Raw genomic sequence first — 20,240 nt, forward strand, 5'->3', positions numbered from 1 at the left:
ACCAACGATCACTACGTCAAATTCCATTGATTCGCGTTCAAGATTATCCATAATAAAAAAGAAATATAGTTTCGCTTGTCGATATTTTAATTTGTTATTTTGCATAAAACAAGATTTATTTCTGAAATAAAAAAAGCCAGTAGGGCTAATACTGGCTATAAACTTAAATGTTGTATTGTTCTAAAAAATTATGAGTTTTGCGGGTCGTACTGTTTTTCTTTAATGAAAAGTGCAGGGATAACACCACAAATAAGATATGCAGCGCCCATTACAACAAAACCTAATCCGATAGAACCGCCCGATGCCAGAAAACCAATTGTTGCTGGTGCAATAGCTGCACCTAAGCGACCAACATTATATGCACCTCCAATGGCTGTACCACGAATTGCAGTTGGGAAGCTTTCTGTCATATAAGTGGCATTTACACCGTATGGGATGCCATATAGAAACCCGAAGATGACCAATAAATATAGAATATTGGCAGGAGAGTTATAAAACACAATGAGAGGAAGAAAAATTGCGGTGCCGATGGCTCCAAAGGCATAAGTAAAACGACGTCCAAGTTTATCAGCCATGTATCCTGCTAATATTTTACCTAGAATCATGGCTGTATATGTTCCAACCATATAGGCAGTCATTTCTTTGAACTTCATGCCAAGTTCACTTTCGAGGTAAGATGGCATCCAATTATTTACGCCATAATAACCAAACTGTAAGAAGCCCGCAGTCAACGCCCATAAGATAAACATATTGCGGTTACGTTTATCCTGAAAAATGATTTTAAATGCAGATTCCTTCGATTTTTCAGCGCGCTGCATCGGTTGTAAGCGTGCTTGTTGCCATGCTGCTGGCTCAGGCACAAGAACATACATCAGGATTGCCATAATCACAGGCACTATTGCAACGAAGAACAACATACGCCAGCCATGTTCAGGAATAATCCAGCCTGCAAGAAGAGTGGCCACGATATAACCGACGGTCCAGCCAGCTTGCAAAGTACCTAGAACTGTTGTGCGATAGCGAGTTGGAACATATTCGGCCATTAGTGTATTACAGGCGATATATAAAGAGCCTAAACCTAATGAAGCGAAGAAACGTAAGATACCAAACTGTAAAAAGCTTTGAGTTAGTCCAAGTCCGCAGGTCAGAATTGAAAATGTTAAAATAGAAAAAACGACAATACGCACACGCCCAAAACGGTCAGATGCCCATCCACCGAAAATTCCGCCAATAGCCATACCTGCAAGTGTAAAGCTCCCCAGCATTCCCGCTTCAACTGAAGTCAGACCAAAATCAGCTTTGATGCTATTTAAACTATAAGAAAGTAACATGAGATCGGCACCATCGACCAATAGTGCCAAAAATGCAAACAAAAATGCAATTTTCCATGTATTTGGTCCAATTCTGGACATTAAATTATTTGTGTTCACAGCTATATTCCTTTACCACAGACGAAATTGCCCATAGGCTGGCTGCATGACTAAAAGCCAGTAAGTGCTATTGGGAGATTTCTAAAAATTTTTCGGATAGTAAAACAAAGAATCAAATAAAACAACATTAATAAAAATAAATATCGCATAGCGATATTTTGTTATTTATATTAAATTTATGTTTTTTAATAAGAAATTTCCTGAAACTATAAAACTAAGACTTTAGTCTTGAACTTGTCAGTCTTTGCTATTGTTGTTAATCGGTGTATATTAGCTTTTAAATATCGCTATGCGAAATTTAATATTAATTTTTAAATATTAAATGATTTTGTCGATTCTGGTCGTTATAGGAAAAAGTATGGGTGCTCTAGAAGGATACCGTGTTCTAGATTTAAGTCGGGTGCTAGCAGGTCCGTGGTGTGGTCAAATCTTGGCAGATTTGGGCGCAGAAGTCATAAAAGTCGAACGTCCTAAACGTGGCGATGATACACGCTCTTGGGGACCACCATGGATGAAAGATGATGAAGGGCGCGCGACCCATGAGGCTGCATATTATCAATCGACTAACCGTAATAAACTTTCAGTGGCAATTGATATTGCAACGCCAGAAGGACAAGAGGTTGTACGGGCATTGGCTCTCGAATCTGATGTTTTGATTGAAAACTATAAAACTGGTTCATTAAAGAAATATGGACTAGATTATGAAACATTGTCTAAGCTTAATCCTAAACTCATCTATTGTTCGATTACGGGTTTTGGGCAAACTGGTCCACGTGCAGAAGAACCTGGTTATGATTTTATCATTCAGGGCATGGGCGGACTTATGTCTGTTACCGGTGAAAAAGATGATTTACCGGGCGGTGGTCCTCAGAAACTCGGTATTGCATTTTCCGACATTACGACAGGTTTGTATTCAACGATTGCCATTCAAGCCGCTTTACTTAACCGAAATATTACTGGCTTGGGTCAGTACATTGATATGGCATTGTTGGATGTCCAGATTGCAACACTTGCAAATCAGGGCATGAATTATCTGGCTTCAGGTAAAGTACCGGGTCGTTTTGGCAATGCGCATGCCAATATTGTGCCTTATCAAGTTTTTAAAGCATCAGATCGTGATTTTATTATTGCCTGTGGTAATGACACACAATTTATTCAATTGTGTCAGGCGATTGGATTGCCAGAGCTTCCGAATAATCCGAAATTTACCCGAAATGCAGATCGCATTAAGCACCGTGAAGAAATCACAAATTTACTTTCAGCACATTTTTCTCATAAAACTGCCGATGAATGGGTCGCTGTGATTCATGCTGCAAAAGTCCCTGTTGGTGTAATTAATAATCTTGAACAAGCATTTCAGGAACCACAAGTGGTGGAGCGAAAAATGTTGGTGGAGATGCAGCACCCACAACAAGAACATCTTAAAGTCATTGGATCTCCAATTAAGATGTCACGTACTCCTGTCGAATATAAGCGGGCTCCTCCAATGTTGGGTCAACATACGGATGAAATATTGTTGAGGATTTTGTCTAAACAAACACTGGATACACTAAAATCTAAAGGCATTGTAGAATAAGTCTACAAAAAGGCAGCAATAGCAAAAGAAGTAAACGTTTTTATACATGCTTCTTTTGCTATTAATAGAATAAATAGATTATAATTTTCGCAATGCGAAACATTAATTGAGTTGAGTGCGCTCTAATACCATGACTGATTTAAACGAAACCGAACAAACTGAAAAACTACTGGTTCCGCTACGCCACGAATTACTTCATCCGATTGAAGATATGCAGGAGGAAGAGGATCGTCAGTTTATCACCGCGCTTGCACGTGGTTTAGAGCTTTTACGTTGTTTTTCGGCTAAACAACCGCATTTGGGTAATCAGGAATTATCACAAATGACAGGTTTACCTAAACCTACGATTACTCGTTTGACGCATACTTTATCGCGTCTAGGCTATATTCGCCAAGTACCAAACTCAACCAAATTTCAATTGTCGGTAGGTGTATTGGCGTTTGGTTATTCAATGCTTGCCAATGTTTCGGTGCGCTCGATTGCACAGTCATACATGAAAGAGCTGGCTGATTATGCAGGTGCGGCTGTTGCCATGTCTACGCGTGATCGATTAAACATGATCTATTTGGATGTGGTGCAGGGTAAAGGTAATGTGACTATGCGTCGTCAGGTCGGGACATATTTGCCCATTCACTTGAGTTCGATGGGACGTGCCTGCCTTGCTGCTATGCCTGAAGATGAACGCGACTTTTTATTGAATGCGATTCGTAATAAGCATAAGGAAGACTGGATCAAGATCAATCGCGATTTGGATAAAGCCTTTAAAGACTATCAGGATTTTGGTTATTGCTTCTCTATTGGTGACTGGCATAAAGATGTCAATTCCGTTGCTGTGCCTTTATTGCATGAGCAACATGGTTTATTGGTGTTTAACTGTGGTGGCCCAAGTTTTATTATGAAACGTGAAAAACTAGAAGAAGATATCGCACCGCGTTTATTGCATATGGTCAATAATATTAAAACTGAAATTGGTTAATTTTTTTAATAAAACCAAGCCAGTAATGTGAATATTCATGTTACTGGTTTTTTTGTACCAATATAGGTGACAGTTTGGCATCTCGAAGGCAACAATAAAGTGTCAAAATCGCCAAAATAAAGCCTAAAACACATACACCATTCCAACCAAAATGCCGCCATGCATAACTTCCTGCCGTTGTTCCGACCGCACCTCCAGTAAAATAACTGGTCATGTAAATTGCATTAAATCTGGATTTAAGTTGTTGGTTGAGCTTAAACACAATGCTTTGATTGGTGACATGAACAGCAGAAAGGCATGAATAGATTAAAATCGTTCCTGCGACATAAAAAATAAAAGAAAATGGCAATAAACGAAATAAAATCCAGCTCAGAATCAGCCCGAAACCACAGTAAATCGAAATTTTATGAATATAGCCCTGATCGATATATTTACCTGAAAAATTAGCAATAAAAGTTCCGATAATACCAACAAAACCAAATAAGCCAATTGTAAAATCACTAAAATGGTATGGTGCAGGTGCAAGCAAAAGTGACATTGTGGTAAATGTTATACTTATGCCTGCAAAGGTGAGAAAGCCAATATAACTTCGGCATCTTAATCTTTGATTTTCCTTAAAAATAACAGGAATTGATCGGATGGTAGTGAAATAACTTTCAGATTGTGTCGCTGGAAAAGCCCCAATTTTTCGATACAAAATGATGGCGATCATCAACAACAAGAAACCGCTAATGAGATAAATAATATTCCACGAAAATAAAGTCGACATAAGCCCAGATAATGAACGGGCTAACAAAATACCGATCATTAAACCACTAATTAGAAACCCCACCACGCGACCACTGTGTTGGATTGGAACTAAACTTGCAGCCAAAGGCAATAAAAGCTGTGCAGATATGGAAAATAACCCTGTGATTAGAGTGCCTAACATGATCAGACCAATATGACTTGAAAAGCCACTAATCAACAAACCCAAAGATGCAAGCAACATCAGAATAAATAACAGTCGTCTTTTCTCAAGAATATCGCCTAGAGGCATTAAAAATAATAAGCCACAGGCATAGGAAATTTGGGCAAGTGTGGGAACCCATGCAATGGTTGTTTCTGAAAGATCAAGTGCCAATGCCATTGAGTGTACTAAAGGCTGACTAAAATAATTACTTCCTGAGCAAATACCAGCAGCAACTGCCATCAAAATAACGGTCGGTGTATAAATACTCGAAGATTTCATGCAATTTCACTTGAGTTTTGACAGTGCAATTCTGTTTGCACATTGGGGTTAAACAAGCTTAATCAAAAACAAATATTTTTACAATAATAATAGAATTATATTTTGCTAGGTGATATTTTGATTTATTATGAGTTTGTCGAATTAAAAAAACGACGTCAATGGAAGAGCTAAATTTGATCAATAATCATGAGGAATAATATGGGTGCCTTAACAGGATTTAGGGTTTTGGACTTAAGTCGAATTCTTGCTGGACCGTGGTGTAGTCAAATATTGGCAGATCTAGGCGCGGAAGTAATCAAAATTGAAAAACCATTTCATGGTGATGACACGCGAATTTGGGGGCCTCCATTCCTCAAAAACAATGAAGGTCAGGATACTGGCGAATCCGCTTATTATTTATCAGCAAATCGTGGCAAACATTCAGTCGCGATTGATTTGGCTACAGCAGAAGGACAGGCACTAATTAAAAAAATGGTGCTTGAGAGCGATGTTCTGATAGAAAACTACAAAGCGGGTTCTTTAAAAAAATACGGTCTAGATTATGAAAGTTTAAGTCAGATCAACTCTAAACTCGTATATTGCTCAATTACTGGCTTTGGTCAAAAGGGTCCACGTGCTGCTGAACCCGGTTATGATTTTATTATACAAGGTATGGGTGGCATGATGAGTGTCACGGGTGAGCGTGATGACTTGCCTGGTGGTGGCCCACAAAAAGCAGGATTGGCATTTGCAGATTTAACCACAGGTTTATATGCTGCGATTGCGATACAGGCAGCATTATTGTCCCGTGTGACCACAGGTGAGGGGCAGCATATTGATATGGCATTATTAGATACTCAAGTTGCTTCTTTATCTGTGCTTGCCATGAATTATTTAACTTCTGCAAAAGTACCAGGACGTTTTGGTAACGCACATGCCAATATTGTGCCTTATCAAGTATTTAAAGCGCAGCAAGGTGAGTTTATTATTGCCTGTGGCAACGACCAACAGTTTAAAGCTTTATGTGAAAGCATTGGTTTGCCAAAACTGTGCGAAGACCCTAAATTTGCAAAAAACAAAGGCCGCGTAACCCACCGTGCAGAAATTACCGCCATACTTCAACAGCATTTTATGACGGAGTCAGCACAAACATGGGTCGATCGTATTCATGCAGTCAACGTGCCTGTAGGTATGATCAATAATTTACAGCAGACTTTGGAAGAAGAGCAGGTCGTTTTTAGGGAAATGCTGGTCAATATGCAGCATCCACTACGTTCTGATTATATCTCGATCGGCTCACCAATTAAGCTATCTAAAACGCCTGTACAATATGTTAAAACACCGCCATATTTGGGCGAAGACACAGACGATATTTTAAATCGATTTGTATCTGCACATGAGTTACAGGATTTAAAAGACAAAAAAGTCGTTCAACAGGGTTAAAGTGTTTGGAGCATTGATAACAATCAATTGCTCCTTTTAATTTATAGGTTTTCGGTCAAAGCATCCTGAATGCTATTCACCATATATTTTAAACGCGGCCCAATTTCTTCAATGGTTTTTTCAGCACTAAGCAAATAAGATGGAGAACCGCAGTTAAACACATATATACCATGTTTTGAGCTGACCAAAGGTACGGCAACAGAATTAATGCCTTGCTGCCATTCGCCTAAAGACAAACAATAACCATGTTTATCATATTGTTCAAAAGCACGATCCAGTTGTTCTTTAATGTCGAGCCACTGATCAGGTTCCCGTTTTTTTATCGCTTCTAAAATTAAATTCCGCTCATATTCTGGCGTTACAACTAAACAGGCACGCCCCATTGAACTGTTGTGTAATGGCAAGGTCGAGCCAATTGGACGACGTAATGTACTATTGGTTTGTACGACATCCAGATAAAGCATATTCAGACGATCACGAGCAGCAAGTGCGACTGGAGCTTGGGCATACAAACTCATTTCTTCCATAAAAGGATGTGCAGTCGTGCGAATAGTTAGATTTGATAAAGCCGCATAACCTAAAGAAAGCACACCAATATCTAGCATATATTTAGGCGAATCTGGCATTTGCTTCAAATAGCCTAAGCTAACCAAAGTATTTGTAATGCGGGCAATCGTCGGCTTTGGCAATCCTGTCATTTTAGCTAATTCTAAATTACCTAAAACTTGATGCTGTAGTGAAAAACAGCGCAGCAATTCCAAACCACGAGCTAAAGAAGCAATAAATTGAGGATTATTTTCACGGTGAATATGAGAAATAGGATCTAAACGAATTTCATCGAAATTAAGATTTTTATCATTTTTTTTAGTTTCGGCGCTTTGCGACATCAAGTTCTCAAATTCAAGAATAATTTGTGATAATAGAACATTTTATTTCGCATTGTAAAATAAATCCATTCATCACTGCGCTGATGTGATGAATGGATCTTTTTTTAAGCATTAAGCGACGTTTTCAATCACCATTGCTAAACCTTGGCCTACACCAATACATAAGCTAACAACTGCGTATTTTTTATTACGACGTTGTAACTCACGTGCGACAGTCAATGCTAAACGTGCACCAGATGCACCAAGTGGGTGTCCAATTGCAATTGCACCGCCATTTGGATTGACACGTGGATCATTAAAATCAACCCCTAAGCCTTTGAGGCAAGAAAGAACTTGTGAGGCAAAGGCTTCATTGATTTCAATAATATCCATATCATCTAGGGTTAAACCCGCACGAGCAACGGCTTTTTTAATAGCTTCGATAGGACCTGCACCCATAATACGTGGTTCAACACCTGCCGCTGCCGCAGACAAAATTTTTGCCATCGGTTTAAGACCATATTTTTGACCTGCAGATTCGGAACCTACCAACACAGCAGCAGCGCCATCATTAATACCTGAAGCATTACCCGCAGTGACAACACCACCTTCAAATAAAGGTTTTAACTTGGTTAAGGCTTCAACCGTTGAACTTGGACGAGGATGTTCATCTTCAGTCACTTGTTTCGGTGGTAATTTTTTACCTTGAGATACTTCAACAGCCGTAATTTCACCAGTAAAGAAGCCATCTTCTTTTGCTTTTTGATATTTGGCTTGAGATTGTGCAGCGAATAAATCGGCTTGCTCACGTGTAATACCATATTCAGCAGCGACATTGTCGCCTGTTTCTGGCATTGAATGACCGCCATATTGCGCTACGATTTTTTTATTAGGAAACCGTGTACCAATGGTGGTGTCATAAATTTTGGCTTCACGGCTATAAGCACTTTCTGCTTTGCCCATCACAAATGGGGCACGTGACATACTTTCTACGCCACCCGCGACATATAAATCGCCTTCGCCACACGTAATCGCACGTGCAGAATCGATAATTGCACCTAAACCACTGGCACATAAACGATTGACAGTTTGACCCGGTACAGTCACAGGCAAGCCTGCCAACAATGCCGCATGACGCGCTATGTTACGGCTATCTTCACCTGCCTGATTGGTATCGCCAAAAATGACATCTTCAATATCCGCACCCGGTACACCTGTTTTTTCAATCAGACGTTGAATGACCAAGCCTGCTAGGTCATCTGGACGAATCGAAGCTAGTTCACCTGCATGGCGACCAAATGGTGTACGTAAACCATCGTAAATATATGCGTTTAACATGGAGTAAATTCCCTTTTTAAATTAAGCAGTAAATGTAAGTGGAAGATTCAGTGCGACACGGCGTTGTAACCATGGGCTAGGGCGATAACGCGGATCGTAAGTCAATTCGGAAATGCGATTTAGAATCAATAGAATCTTGTCTGAGTTAAGTACATCACCCCATTCAATTGGGCCATATGGATAACCCAGACCCAAACGTACAGCAGCATTGATGTCGTCGACTGTTGCAATATTCTGTTGCGCAATGTCACAACCCAAATTAATGACCATTGCCAATACACGTTGCGCGACAAAACCTGTACTTTCGTTAATGCGACTTACGATCGCACCATCAAGATTGAATATGGAGTGCGCTGCCTGAATATAATCGGCATTCGTTGCAAGGGATGGCATGAGCGTACGATGTTTTTCAATGCCATACAGCATGTCTATCGCAACACTATGCGCAGGGGTTGCATTGAAACGTTTCGCAGCATGTGTGGTATCTTCACCGTAACAAGCCAACAAACATAAGCTGTCTGCCTGCGGTGTTGTTCCTGTATCCAATTGAATATTTTGTGCGCTTAGATAAGCTTCAAGCAGTTTTTTATCATCTGCAAAATCGGCTGCAATCCAAACAGCAGGGTAACGTTCTAAACGCTCGACCACTTTGGCTGCTGTTTCGCCTGTCTTACTACCTGTACGATAGTCATAAAAACCCTGACCGACTTTACGGCCTAACTGTTTGGCTTCGAGCATTTGTTTGGTGAGTGGACTTGGACGATAACGTGCTTCTTCGTAATATTGATGATAGATTGATTCCATCACAGGATGTGAAACATCAAGTCCTGTTAAATCCATCAATTCAAATGGCCCCATTCTGAAACCAACGCCATCCCGTAAAATACGATCGATTTCACTAATATCAGCGACATTTTCATTCAGAATTTTTAAAGCTTCTGTGCCATAAGCGCGGCCCGCATGGTTAATGATAAATCCTGGTGTATCTTTTGCTACCACTGGGCGATGACCAAAAACACGAGAGAGTTGGTTCAGCGTTTCCACATGTTTTGGATCAGTTTTTAAACCTTGAATCACTTCAACCACTTTCATAAGTGGTACAGGATTAAAGAAGTGATAACCAATCACACGTTCAGGATGCTGACAATTCGCTGCGATGGCAGTAATAGAAAGCGAAGACGTATTTGACGCCAAAATTGTGGTTTCAGGTACAATTGCCTCAAGCTGATCCATCAAAGATTGTTTAATATCCAGACGTTCAATAATGGCTTCTACAATTAAATCACAGTCTTTTAAATCACTGAGTTCATTCGCAACCAATAGGTTAGCATTCGCTGTATTTGCTTGTTCAACTGTGATTTTATTTTTATCGAGTAGTTTTTGAAATGTGGCTGCTAATTTTTCTTTGGCTTGTTGTGCTGCACCCGCTTTGGCATCATATAAATAAGTCGTATGACCTGATTGCGCCGCGATTTGAGCAATACCACTACCCATTACACCTACGCCTATAATGGCAATAGTTTTGATTTGTTGTGTCATGATGACTGTCCTAAGATACTGTAATCATTAAAAAATAGTGAAACAAAATTAAGTTAACCGCTGCTTATCACCGTCAATGGGTAATATCTGTCCCGAAATAGAACGACCACTGTCAGATGCTAGAAAAACGCATAAATCGGCAATATGTTTAGGATTGACAAAATGTTTGAGTGACTGATTGGCCAAAGCATTTTGGGTAACATCTTCAAGTGAAATATTCATCGCGTCTGCACGTGCTTGTAACACGCGTTGTACACGTTCACCATCAACCGCTCCCGGAAGCACGGCATTGACACGAATATCAAATGCACCCAGTTCCATCGAAAGGGTTTTGGTAAAACCAATAATTCCCCATTTTGAGGTTGAATAGGCCAGTCTAAATGGATAGCCCATACGTCCTGCAATGGAGGATAGATTGATGATTACACCTGAATTGGATTGCTTTAAATAAGGAATAGCAAGCTTGGTCATCATAAAAGTGCTGTTCAAATTTAGATTTAAAACCTGCGTCCAGTCAGCAAAACTAAGTTCTTCTGCTGCAATGGTTGGGCCTGAAATTCCTGTGTTATTGACCAGAATATCTAATCCGCCCAACTGTTGCATGGCGCTTTCAAACATAGGTTGGATTGCATCCATTTGACCTAGATCGCAACAGGCAATATGCAGTTGAGGATAATCCTGTTTGAACTTCTGCAAGCTATCTTCATTAATGTCGCATACAAAAACCTGATCACCTTGCGTCAAAAAGGCTTCTGCTATACATCGACCAATTCCTGAACCACCAGCACTAATAAAAACTTTACGAGCCATTATTTCATTCCCTAAATATTTGCCTGTGAAGATTTATTTGCCTTGATACGACGGTTTACGTTTTTCGATAAAGGCGGTAATACCTTCATTTTTATCTTCTGTAGAAAACAGCAATTGGAAAGATTTACGTTCTAGAGTTAAGCCTGCATTTAGTGGTACGTCTTCGCTCAAAAGAGCAACCTCTTTAATTTGTTGCAAGGCAATAGGAGGCATTTTGGCAAGACTTTGTGCCATTTTGATTGCAGTAGGGATGGTTTGATCATCTTCGGTCACTTGAGAAACCAGTCCCATTAGATACGCTTCTTCTGCTGGAACCATTGCACCAGTCATGATCATGCGCATGGCATGAAATTTTCCAACGGCGCGGAACAAACGCTGTGTACCACCAGCACCTGGCATTAAACCGACTTTAATTTCAGGTTGACCAAAGATTGCGCCTTTACCTGCAATAATAATGTCGCTATGCATGGCAAGTTCACAACCGCCACCTAAAGCGTAGCCATTTACTGCCGCTATGACAGGTTTTGGACATTGAGAAATTGCATTCCAGTAGCGCTCTGTACGGCGTAGCATCATGTCAGTTGAGCCTGCTGTAGCCATTTCTTTTAAATCTGCACCTGCCGCAAAAACGTCATCACCACCAGTTAAAACAATCGCATTGATTTCGTCATTAAAACTGAGTTCAGTAAATGCCTGTGCAAGTTGTTTGCGCACTTCGGTATTTAAAGCATTTTTAGAGTCTGGACGATTAATTTTGACGATTGCAATCTTTTCGATGGAATAGTCTATTTCAACAAAATTATCCTTTTTAAGTTCTGTCATTTTCACATCCTTTGTTTCGCATATCAAAACTATATTCCTCATATGATGCTTAAACCACAGAATTTTTCAAGTGTTTTTTCTTACTTATTCTAAGATGAACCAGTATTGCAGCAATAAATGATTGAAAAATATAGGTCACATGATAATAAATTTCGTTAAACGAAATTTATTTTTAAAAAGTATTGGAAAGTTGGTTTTAATTCTCGTAGTATGAAATCAATTTGAAGCAGAATTTAATTTTGTGAAACCTTATAGGCTAATTGATTTGCGAAATAGTAAATCAAAAATAGCGAAATACATGAAATGGGAGATCGCTCATGATCCGCGATGAAGGAATGTTGCAACAATTACTCTCGACAATTCGAGATTTTGTGAAAAATGAATTAGTTCCAAGAGAACACGAAGTCGATGAACTTAATGATATTCCTCAGGATGTCATTGAAAAAATGCGTGAATTAGGTCTGTTTGGACTAACCATTCCCGAAGAATACGGCGGCATGGGTCTGACGATGGAAGAAGAAGTCAATGTGGCTTTTGAGTTAGGACATACTTCTCCAGCATTTCGCTCACTTATTGGTACAAATAATGGAATCGGGTCAAGCGGCTTGATTATTGATGGTACAGAAGAGCAAAAACAAAAATATTTACCACGTTATGCCAGCGGTGAAATTATTGGTTCATTTTGTTTAACTGAGCCAGAAGCAGGCTCAGATGCAGGTTCATTAAAAACCAATGCAGTAAAAGATGGTGATTTTTATGTTTTAAACGGCACCAAACGTTTTATTACCAATGCACCACGCGCATCAACCTTTACGGTTATGGCACGTACTAATCCTGAAATTAAAGGTGCTAGTGGCATCTCTGCATTTTTGGTTGAAGCCAACACACCAGGTATTTCATTAGGCAAAATTGATAAAAAAATGGGTCAAAAGGGTTCACATACCTGTGACGTGATTTTTGAAAATTGCCGTATTCCAGCTTCAGCCCTAATTGGTGGGGTAGAAGGTGTAGGCTTTAAAACAGCCATGAAAGTTTTGGATAAAGGCCGTTTACACATTGGCGCGTATAGCGTTGGTGTTGCTGAGCGTATGCTAGACGACGCATTACTTTATGCGGTTGAGCGTAAGCAGTTTGGTCAACCAATTGCAAACTTCCAATTAATTCAAGCCATGTTGGCTGACTCTAAAGCTGAAATCTACGCAGCTAAATGTATGGTTTTAGATGCTGCACGTCGTCGTGATGCGGGTCAAAACATTAGCACTGAAGCATCTTGCGCAAAAATGTTTGCTACTGAAATGTGTGGTCGTGTTGCAGATCGCTGTGTGCAGATTCATGGTGGCGCGGGCTATATCAGCGAATATTCAATTGAACGCTTTTACCGTGATGTGCGTTTATTCCGTCTGTATGAAGGTACAACTCAGGTTCAACAAATCATTATTGCAAAAAATATGATTAAGGAAGTGACTGCTTAACTTTTTAGTGAAGTAAAACATGAGGCAATTGGATGCCTCATGTATTTTTGTCTGAGGAAAGAGACATGGCAACAGATACAATTACATCAAGCAGTACGATACAGGCAATTCAAACGCCTAAAAAAATCTGGATTACCGCATTTATATTTGCTTTTCTTGCTTTACTTTGTGACGGCGCTGACTTGGGCTTTTTAGCTTTAAGTTTAACCAGTCTAAAAGCAGAGTTTCATCTTACAGGGGTACAGGCAGGGACATTAGGAAGTTTAACCTTATTGGGTTCAGCCATTGGTGGTTTATTTGGCGGATGGGCGTGCGACCGTTTTGGTCGTGTACGTATTATTGTGTTCTTTATTGCTTATTCTTCAATTTTGACCTGTGCTTTGGGTTTTACTCATTCTTTTGAACAGTTCGCTATTGTGCGAGTATTTGGCTCAATGGGTCTGGGCGCACTGTATATTGCCTGTAATGTATTGATGTCTGAAATGGTACCTACTAAGCATCGTACTACAGTTCTTGCTGCATTAATGACGGGCTATACGCTGGGTTCTCTGCTTGCGACTTTATTGGCTGGGCATATTATTCCAGATCATGGTTGGCGCTATCTATATTGGTTATCAATCACTCCAATTGTGTTGTCTTTCTTTATGTATTTCATGGTGCCTGAACCAGAATCATGGAAAAAATCACGTCAAATTCGTGCGGCTCAAACTGATGGTGGGATGAAAGCCATAAAACGTGAAAATCCATATCGTGAAATCTTTAAGGAAAAGAAACATGGTGTGATGTTTTTGCTCTGGGTAATTAGTACAGGCGCATTACAGTTTGGCTATTACGGTGTGAGTAACTGGTTACCAGCTTATCTGGAATCAGAGTTAGGTATTAAATTTAAAGAAATGGCAATGTATATGGTGGGTACGTTCATCATTATGATTTTTGCCAAAATTATTGCAGGAATGATTGCAGATCGTCTAGGTCGTCGTGCGGTATTTGCTTTCGGAACAATTGGGACTGCCTTATTTATTCCAGTCATTGTGTATCTCAACACGCCTGTCAATATCCTCTGGCTCATGCTGTTCTTTGGTTTCCTTTACGGTATTCCTTATGCCATCAATGCAACCTACATGACAGAAAGCTTTCCAACGTCTATTCGTGGTTCCGCAGTGGGCGGCGCATACAACGTCGGAAAAGTGCTGTCAATTTTCTCGCCATTAACCATTGGTTATTTATCACAAAATGGTTCTATTGGTTTAGGTCTGTTAGTTATGGCGGGTGCTTATTTTATCTGTGGTGTGATTCCACTGTTATTTATTAAAGATCGACTCTTTAACCCGCAAAAAGCAGATTAATGCAGCTATTCAGACTGGTGATGGATCACCAGTCTGTATTTAAAAAATATTCAATATTTAAAAGTACAACAAATTCATCTAAATGAAATAGGTGGCAATATGAAAATGGAAGTTTTAGGTTTTGAGAAAGATACGGTGATTCAGACACCAAAAAAAGTCTGGATGACTGCGTTTATATTTTGTTTTTTGGTGTTGCTGTGTGACGGAGCGGATATCGGGATTTTGGCTTTTACACTAACAAGTTTGAAAGCAGAGTTTGGTTTAACCAGTGTACAGGCGGGCGCTTTAGGAAGCTGGTCTATTTTTGGAATGGCCATTGGTGGTTTGATTGGTGGATGGGCAAGTGATCGTTTTGGACGTGTACGCGTGATTGTCATCGCAACAGCAATGTTTGCCATTCTTTCAGCATGTACGGGGTTGGCACAGTCTTATGAACAGATTGTTATTTTGAGAGCGATTACCTGCTTAGGTTTAGGGTCACTTTATATTGCATGTAACACACTTATGTCGGAATTGGTTCCGACTAAATATAGAACAACTGTTCTGGCAACACTTATGACAGGTTATACCTTAGGTTCATTGGTGATTACCGCTTTATCAGGATGGGTTATTCCTGAGTTTGGTTGGCGAATGCTGTATTTCATTACAATCATCCCAATTATCTTTTCCATTTTGATGTACTTTCTTGTCCCAGAACCCGCGTCGTGGAAAAAAGCGCGCGCACTCAAATTAGCAAACCCGCAAGCAGGTAAAGCACAAAAACTCGAAAACCCTTATGTCGCATTATTTAAAGATAAACAACACGGCAGAATGTTGATGTTGTGGACATTTAGTTCTGGGTTTTTATTGTTTGGTTATTTTGGCGTGAGTAACTGGCTGCCTTCATATTTAGAGGCAGAACTGGGGATCAAGTTTAAAGAGATGGCAATTTATATGATTGGGACTTTCCTGACCATGATGTTTGCCAAAGTGATAGCAGGTTTTGTCGCAGACAGAATTGGCCGTCGAATTGTATTTGCGTTTGGAACAATGGGCACTGCTTTATTTATTCCAGTCGTCGTCTATTTCCACACTGCTGAAAATATTGGTTGGTTAATGCTGATTTTTGGATTTTTGTATGGAATCCCTTATGCCATTAATGCCACATATTTAACTGAAAGTTTTCCGACTTCAATTCGAGGAACTGCGGTAGGTGGTGCATTTAATATTGGAAGAATTGGTGCAATTTTTGCCCCGATTGCAATTGGTTATTTAGCAACCCATAACTCTATCGGTGCAGGTTTGCTTTTAATGGGTGTTGCTTACTTTTTATGTGGTTTGATTCCAACCTTGTTTATCAAAGACAGATTATACGATCCGCAAAAGGCTGAGTAATGAATAGTTTACAAATGATTTTGTAAATGAAAACAGAAGGAATGAATTGATATGATTAATAAGATCACCAGTGATATTGAATCGGTCTTAAGAACGATTCCAGATGGTGCAACCATCATGACCAGTGGTTTTGGCACCACAGGTCAGCCAGAAGCTTTACTAGAAGCGCTAATTGATATTGCCCCGAAAGAGCTGACCATTATTAACAATAATGCGTCATCTGGCCCAAACGGTCTAACCAAATTATTGACCGCGGGACTAGTAAAAAAACTGGTCTGTTCATTTCCAAAGTCTGTAAGTTCAACAGTTTTTCCAGATTTATATCGTGCAGGAAAAATTGAACTTGAACTTGTTCCACAGGGCAATCTTGCCTGTCGTATTCAGGCGGCAGGTGCAGGGCTTGGCGCAGTATTCACTCCAACTGGGTACGGTACAAAGATTGCTGAAGGTAAAGAAACAAGAACCATAAATGGTAAAAACTATGTATTGGAATATCCACTACATGCAGATTTTGCTTTTATTTATGCGGACAAAGCCGATCGCTGGGGTAATTTAATCTATCGTAAAGCAGCACGTAATTTTGGTCCGATTATGGCGAAAGCCGCGACTACAACGATTGTACAGGTCAATGATGTTGTAGAGTTGGGAACTCTGGACCCTGAATGCATCATCACTCCAGGAATATTTGTACAGCATGTTGTAAAAGTAGGAGATATCAAATGACCATTCAAAAAAGAAGTCGTGAAGAAATAGCCACTATTATCGCAAAAGATATTCCTGATGGTTCATATGTGAATTTGGGTATTGGGTTACCAACCAACGTTGCTAAATATTTACCTAAAGATAAGGAAATTTTTCTACATTCTGAAAATGGTGTACTGGCTTTTGGACCACCACCAATAGCAGGTGAAGAAGACCCAGATCTGGTTAATGCAGGAAAGGAACTGGTGACTTTATTACCAGGTGGTTGTTTTATGCATCATGGAGATTCATTCGACATTATGCGTGGTGGACATCTGGATATCTGTGTACTGGGTGCATTTCAGGTTGCTATAAATGGCGATTTAGCAAACTGGCACACAGGTAAGGAAGATGATATCCCTGCGGTCGGTGGTGCAATGGATTTAGCCGTAGGTGCAAAGAGTATCTTTGTTTATATGGAACATACCACTAAAAAAGGTGAAGCCAAAATTGTAAATCAATTGAGCTATCCAATTACAGGAGAACAATGCGTCAATCGAATTTATACCGATTTATGCATTATCGAACTCAAGGATGGACAAGCACGTGTCATTGAAATGGTTGAAGGTTTAAGCTTTGAGGAATTACAGGCAGTTACCGCATGTCCACTCGTGGATGCTCGTACTTAAATCTCACATGAGTTCTTGAAAAAACTTGTATATGGCAATTCGCTTTAATCGGGACATATACAAGTTAAAAATCTAATGCTTATCTTTAAGGAATAAAGATGAAAAAACTAATTTTAGCTGTGGCTTGTGCTACGGCTTCAGGGGCGCTTTTTGCAAATTCTAACGATACTACGGAACAACGAATTAATGCACTTGAAGCAGAATTGAACCGATTGAAAGCTGAACTTGATTTACAAAAAACAAATCAACAAAAAATACTGGCTGAACAAAAAGCAGCTCAAACCAATACTGTTGCTACAACGGCAGCCGCTAAAACCACAGATAAAGCAATTCCACCGTCATGGGTTACTTGGACAGATAATGTCAAAGTTTATGGAATTGCACGTTTAGATGCCGCGGTCGACTTTAAATCTTCTCCAGATACGGGCGGACGTACCACAAGCAGTATTTATCGGACACCGTTTGAAAGTGATAAACGTGCCGACCACGCACGTTCAGATGCGATGATTAATGCCAGCCGTTTAGGGGTTTATTTTACCAGCCCAGATAAGAAAGTGACTGGTAATATTGAAGCCGATTTCTTTGATAGTTCGACAATGGGAACTGGCGATGGCAAGTTCCGCATTCGACATGCTTTCTTTACTTATAAGGATTGGACGTTTGGTCAGACTTGGTCACTGATGTCAAATATGGAAACCCGTACAGAAGCAGTCGACTATACTCAGTTTATGGGGACTTCATACACCCGTTTACCACAAGTACGTTATGACTGGAAAATTGATCAAAATCATGATTTAAAAGTTGCACTTGAATATACAGGTTCAAGAGTTTCAGCTTTCCCTTCATTGACAGGACGATATACTTATAAAGATGGCCCATTGCTATTACTTGCTCAGGGTTTCGTCAACGAAAAATCAGTCGATGTAGGCAGGGATGATGTTAAAAAAGTCAGTTGGGGCGCAGGTGGTGGACTCAAATACGAGATCACGCCGAAACAATCAATTCAGGCGAACTACCAACATATTGTTGGAGACCAGAAATTTATGCCTTATACCACACAAAGTGGCTCGGCGAATGCATCTAGTTTAAATGCATCAGGTGATTTTTCATTAAATAAAGACAAAACTGATCTGGTGATGAATACATTAGATTCGTTCAATATTGGTTATACCTATAAATTTAATGATCAATGGCGTACTAACTGGTCTGCTTCAATATTTAAATATGATGACAGCAGCGACTATGCCGAATTAAATCAGGATGCCAATGATCGTTTGACTGATTATGCTGCCAACTTATTCTATAGCCCAACTGCGCAAATGGACTTTGGTGTGGAATATCATCAGGGTGAGCGGAAGGTGTTTGATGGAAGAACGGCTGACGTGTCACGTGTAAACTTCGTATCGATGTATAAATTTTAAAACTAATGTTTGAGTAAAAAATGTCTAAAATAATTCAATCCAGTACAGAACATATGGATATGTCTAAAAGTCTGGTGTTTATACTGGCAATGACTTGCGGTATTTGTGCTGGGTCGAATTATTATAATCAGCCTTTGATTTATTCAATTGCTCAAGCATTGGGGGTAAATCCTGATCAGGCGGCTTTAGTCATTGTGATTGGTCAACTTTCCTATGCAATCGGTCTATTTGTGTTAGTCCCTTTAGGCGATTTATTTGAAAAAAGATCCTATATTGTTTCGCTTATGACTTGTACAGGTTTGGCTCAGATTGGATTATCGTTTAGTTCAAACTTAACCATGTTGTACAGTTTAACTTGTCTTTCCACTTTTTTTTCGGTTTCAACTCAGGTCTTAGTTCCTTTTGCCGCTGGATTGGTCACACCGCAAAAAAGCCCACAAGTTGTTGGTTCACTTATGAGTGGACTGTTTATGGGAATCCTTTTAGCTAGATCCATCGCAGGGCTTTTATCAACGATTTGGTCATGGCATGCTGTATATGTATTAAGTGGTCTTATCATTTTGAGTTTTGCCTGTATTGTCTGGTTTAAATTACCTCTTGCCAAAAAATCAGCAAAGCTAAAAGTTTGGCAAATTTATGCCTCCTTATTTACTTTAGCTATCGAACAACCGCATTTGATACGTCGTGGTTTAGTTGGTGGAATTGGCTTTGGAATTTTGGCACTTATTTTTACGACCATGACCTTTTTACTTGCCAATGCTCCTTATCATTTTAATGATTTTCAGATTGGCTTATTTGGTATCGTGGGTTTAGCAGGGGTCTTTGCAACGCCATGGGCGGGTAAAAAAATTGCCCATCAGCAGGAAAATATCACTGCGCTCATTAGCCTGACACTGTTAGTTTTGGCATGGTTTCCCTTATTTTTTGCCCAAAAGTTTTTAGTGTTATATGCTTTTGGTGTAATTTTAGCCTATTTCGGATTGTCGGCTTTGCATGTGCTCAATCAGAATTTGATTTATCGTATTTCGGCTCAGGCACGTTCGCGTATTAACTCTATTTATATGACTTTTTACTTTGGAGGCGCTGCTTTAGGTTCATTTATTGCAGTCTATACATGGAAGCATTATGGATGGATCGCTTGTGCCAGTATAGGTTTGGGTATGGCAATCATTAGTTTTGTGATTGATCGTTATGATTTTTATAAAATGCGACAGCCAAATAAAAAAGGATTAAGCAAAGAAGCTTAA

Annotated in this window: 17 protein-coding genes; 10 read left to right on the top strand and 7 right to left on the bottom strand. The window is 39.7% G+C overall.

Annotated features, from left to right (window positions below; all coding sequences use genetic code 11):
- Nucleotides 1-188: 188 nt before the first annotated feature.
- Nucleotides 189-1,412: an MFS transporter gene (locus tag A7A69_RS00005; RefSeq protein WP_120371315.1), complete on the bottom strand. Its 1,224-nt coding sequence runs from the start codon at nt 1,410-1,412 to the stop codon at nt 189-191.
- Nucleotides 1,413-1,788: 376 nt separating this feature from the next.
- Between A7A69_RS00005 and A7A69_RS00010 the strand changes: the two genes are divergently transcribed.
- Together A7A69_RS00010 and A7A69_RS00015 are read left to right on the top strand one after the other, a co-directional pair.
- Nucleotides 1,789-3,006 (top strand): CaiB/BaiF CoA transferase family protein, encoded by a 1,218-nt coding sequence (locus tag A7A69_RS00010; protein ID WP_151982218.1) that lies wholly within the window; start codon nt 1,789-1,791, stop codon nt 3,004-3,006.
- Nucleotides 3,007-3,136: 130 nt separating this feature from the next.
- Entirely contained in the window at nt 3,137-3,982 is an 846-nt protein-coding gene (locus A7A69_RS00015) for an IclR family transcriptional regulator (RefSeq protein WP_120371313.1), read from the top strand.
- Nucleotides 3,983-4,022: 40 nt separating this feature from the next.
- Here A7A69_RS00015 and A7A69_RS00020 read toward each other — a convergent pair whose 3' ends face one another.
- Nucleotides 4,023-5,213 carry an MFS transporter gene (locus A7A69_RS00020; protein ID WP_152875892.1) on the bottom strand — a complete coding sequence of 397 codons (1,191 nt, stop codon included), beginning with the start codon at nt 5,211-5,213 and terminating at the stop codon, nt 4,023-4,025.
- A 198-nt stretch (nt 5,214-5,411) separates the two neighbouring features.
- Here A7A69_RS00020 and A7A69_RS00025 point away from each other — a divergent pair, with 198 nt between their 5' ends.
- Nucleotides 5,412-6,635, top strand: coding sequence for a CaiB/BaiF CoA transferase family protein (locus A7A69_RS00025; protein ID WP_152875893.1), 1,224 nt, complete (start codon nt 5,412-5,414; stop codon nt 6,633-6,635).
- A gap of 41 nt (nt 6,636-6,676) precedes the next feature.
- On the opposite strand, the gene A7A69_RS00030 is transcribed toward A7A69_RS00025, so the two are convergent.
- The 5 genes from A7A69_RS00030 to A7A69_RS00050 form a co-directional block, all read right to left on the bottom strand.
- Entirely contained in the window at nt 6,677-7,522 is an 846-nt protein-coding gene (locus A7A69_RS00030) for an IclR family transcriptional regulator (RefSeq protein ID WP_120371310.1), read from the bottom strand.
- 111 nt (nt 7,523-7,633) lie between these two features.
- A complete protein-coding gene (locus A7A69_RS00035; RefSeq protein WP_152875894.1) occupies nt 7,634-8,839 on the bottom strand; it encodes a 3-oxoadipyl-CoA thiolase in 1,206 nt (401 codons plus the stop codon).
- Nucleotides 8,840-8,860: 21 nt separating this feature from the next.
- Nucleotides 8,861-10,378 (bottom strand): 3-hydroxyacyl-CoA dehydrogenase, encoded by a 1,518-nt coding sequence (locus A7A69_RS00040; protein WP_152875895.1) that lies wholly within the window; start codon nt 10,376-10,378, stop codon nt 8,861-8,863.
- 48 nt (nt 10,379-10,426) lie between these two features.
- On the bottom strand, nt 10,427-11,188 hold the full coding sequence (locus A7A69_RS00045) for an SDR family oxidoreductase (protein WP_120371307.1): 762 nt from the start codon (nt 11,186-11,188) through the stop codon (nt 10,427-10,429).
- 33 nt (nt 11,189-11,221) lie between these two features.
- Complete coding sequence (locus tag A7A69_RS00050) at nt 11,222-12,010, bottom strand: enoyl-CoA hydratase (protein WP_120371306.1); 789 nt, start codon at nt 12,008-12,010, stop codon at nt 11,222-11,224.
- Between the two features lie 317 nt (nt 12,011-12,327).
- Between A7A69_RS00050 and A7A69_RS00055 the strand changes: the two genes are divergently transcribed.
- From A7A69_RS00055 to A7A69_RS00085, 7 genes are all read left to right on the top strand, one after another.
- Nucleotides 12,328-13,482 carry an acyl-CoA dehydrogenase family protein gene (locus A7A69_RS00055; protein ID WP_152875896.1) on the top strand — a complete coding sequence of 385 codons (1,155 nt, stop codon included), beginning with the start codon at nt 12,328-12,330 and terminating at the stop codon, nt 13,480-13,482.
- 65 nt (nt 13,483-13,547) lie between these two features.
- Entirely contained in the window at nt 13,548-14,828 is a 1,281-nt protein-coding gene (locus tag A7A69_RS00060) for an MFS transporter (RefSeq protein WP_206669001.1), read from the top strand.
- 99 nt (nt 14,829-14,927) lie between these two features.
- Nucleotides 14,928-16,202 carry an MFS transporter gene (locus tag A7A69_RS00065; protein ID WP_120371303.1) on the top strand — a complete coding sequence of 425 codons (1,275 nt, stop codon included), beginning with the start codon at nt 14,928-14,930 and terminating at the stop codon, nt 16,200-16,202.
- 51 nt (nt 16,203-16,253) lie between these two features.
- The gene (locus A7A69_RS00070) at nt 16,254-16,925 is read left to right on the top strand and encodes a 3-oxoacid CoA-transferase subunit A (RefSeq protein ID WP_120371302.1); all 672 of its coding nucleotides are present in this window, start codon (nt 16,254-16,256) and stop codon (nt 16,923-16,925) included.
- Nucleotides 16,922-17,572: a 3-oxoacid CoA-transferase subunit B gene (locus A7A69_RS00075; protein ID WP_151982206.1), complete on the top strand. Its 651-nt coding sequence runs from the start codon at nt 16,922-16,924 to the stop codon at nt 17,570-17,572. The genes A7A69_RS00070 and A7A69_RS00075 overlap by 4 nt, the downstream gene beginning before the upstream one ends.
- Before the next feature lie 98 nt (nt 17,573-17,670).
- A complete protein-coding gene (gene dcaP / locus A7A69_RS00080; RefSeq protein WP_152875898.1) occupies nt 17,671-18,993 on the top strand; it encodes an outer membrane trimeric porin-like protein DcaP in 1,323 nt (440 codons plus the stop codon).
- Nucleotides 18,994-19,013: 20 nt separating this feature from the next.
- Nucleotides 19,014-20,240 (top strand): MFS transporter, encoded by a 1,227-nt coding sequence (locus A7A69_RS00085; protein ID WP_152875899.1) that lies wholly within the window; start codon nt 19,014-19,016, stop codon nt 20,238-20,240.

Source organism: Acinetobacter guerrae (assembly GCF_009372255.1).
GTDB classification, from domain to species: Bacteria; Pseudomonadota; Gammaproteobacteria; order Pseudomonadales; family Moraxellaceae; genus Acinetobacter; species Acinetobacter guerrae.

What these genes read in the sequence shown, in the direction of transcription:
- A7A69_RS00030 (WP_120371310.1), bottom strand. Translation starts at nt 7,522, where the DNA reads ATGTCGCAAAGCGCCGAAACTAAAAAAAATGATAAAAATCTTAATTTC.
- A7A69_RS00060 (WP_206669001.1), top strand. Translation starts at nt 13,548, where the DNA reads ATGGCAACAGATACAATTACATCAAGCAGTACGATACAGGCAATTCAA.
- A7A69_RS00065 (WP_120371303.1), top strand. Translation starts at nt 14,928, where the DNA reads ATGAAAATGGAAGTTTTAGGTTTTGAGAAAGATACGGTGATTCAGACA.
- A7A69_RS00040 (WP_152875895.1), bottom strand. Translation starts at nt 10,378, where the DNA reads ATGACACAACAAATCAAAACTATTGCCATTATAGGCGTAGGTGTAATG.
- A7A69_RS00070 (WP_120371302.1), top strand. Translation starts at nt 16,254, where the DNA reads ATGATTAATAAGATCACCAGTGATATTGAATCGGTCTTAAGAACGATT.
- A7A69_RS00025 (WP_152875893.1), top strand. Translation starts at nt 5,412, where the DNA reads ATGGGTGCCTTAACAGGATTTAGGGTTTTGGACTTAAGTCGAATTCTT.
- A7A69_RS00005 (WP_120371315.1), bottom strand. Translation starts at nt 1,412, where the DNA reads ATGTCCAGAATTGGACCAAATACATGGAAAATTGCATTTTTGTTTGCA.
- A7A69_RS00050 (WP_120371306.1), bottom strand. Translation starts at nt 12,010, where the DNA reads ATGACAGAACTTAAAAAGGATAATTTTGTTGAAATAGACTATTCCATC.
- A7A69_RS00085 (WP_152875899.1), top strand. Translation starts at nt 19,014, where the DNA reads ATGTCTAAAATAATTCAATCCAGTACAGAACATATGGATATGTCTAAA.
- A7A69_RS00055 (WP_152875896.1), top strand. Translation starts at nt 12,328, where the DNA reads ATGATCCGCGATGAAGGAATGTTGCAACAATTACTCTCGACAATTCGA.
- A7A69_RS00045 (WP_120371307.1), bottom strand. Translation starts at nt 11,188, where the DNA reads ATGGCTCGTAAAGTTTTTATTAGTGCTGGTGGTTCAGGAATTGGTCGA.
- dcaP (WP_152875898.1), top strand. Translation starts at nt 17,671, where the DNA reads ATGAAAAAACTAATTTTAGCTGTGGCTTGTGCTACGGCTTCAGGGGCG.
- A7A69_RS00035 (WP_152875894.1), bottom strand. Translation starts at nt 8,839, where the DNA reads ATGTTAAACGCATATATTTACGATGGTTTACGTACACCATTTGGTCGC.
- A7A69_RS00015 (WP_120371313.1), top strand. Translation starts at nt 3,137, where the DNA reads ATGACTGATTTAAACGAAACCGAACAAACTGAAAAACTACTGGTTCCG.
- A7A69_RS00010 (WP_151982218.1), top strand. Translation starts at nt 1,789, where the DNA reads ATGGGTGCTCTAGAAGGATACCGTGTTCTAGATTTAAGTCGGGTGCTA.
- A7A69_RS00075 (WP_151982206.1), top strand. Translation starts at nt 16,922, where the DNA reads ATGACCATTCAAAAAAGAAGTCGTGAAGAAATAGCCACTATTATCGCA.
- A7A69_RS00020 (WP_152875892.1), bottom strand. Translation starts at nt 5,213, where the DNA reads ATGAAATCTTCGAGTATTTATACACCGACCGTTATTTTGATGGCAGTT.